At 61.8% G+C, this 369-nt stretch carries 1 pseudogene (cut by a window edge); it reads left to right on the forward strand.

What is annotated here, in order from left to right:
• Positions 1 to 369 (forward strand): annotated as a pseudogene (locus HX786_RS31200) (sigma 54-interacting transcriptional regulator) (its annotated part extends 179 nt beyond the left edge of the window); the annotation flags it as partial.

Genomic DNA, 369 nt, shown 5'->3' on the forward strand with positions numbered 1-369 from the left:
AGGAACGCGAAGTGGTGCGCCTGGGCTCACGCAAAAGCATTCCCATCGACGTGCGGGTATTGGCGGCCACCAACGTTCAGTTGGAGAAAGCCATCAATGCCGGGCATTTCCGCGAAGACCTGTACTACCGCCTAGACGTGGTCAGCCTCGAACTCAGCCCCCTGCGGGATCGGCCCGGTGACATCCTGCCACTGACCCGGCATTTCATCGAAGCCTACAGCCAGCGCCTGGGTTACGGCCCGATCACCATCAGCCGCGAGGCCGAGCAAAAGCTCAAAAGCTACAGCTGGCCGGGCAACATCCGCGAGCTGGAAAACGTGATCCACCACACCCTGCTGATCTGCCGCAACGGGGTGATCGAGCGCGACG

This window comes from Pseudomonas sp. 21615526 (assembly GCF_013386245.1).
GTDB lineage: Bacteria > Pseudomonadota > Gammaproteobacteria > Pseudomonadales > Pseudomonadaceae > Aquipseudomonas.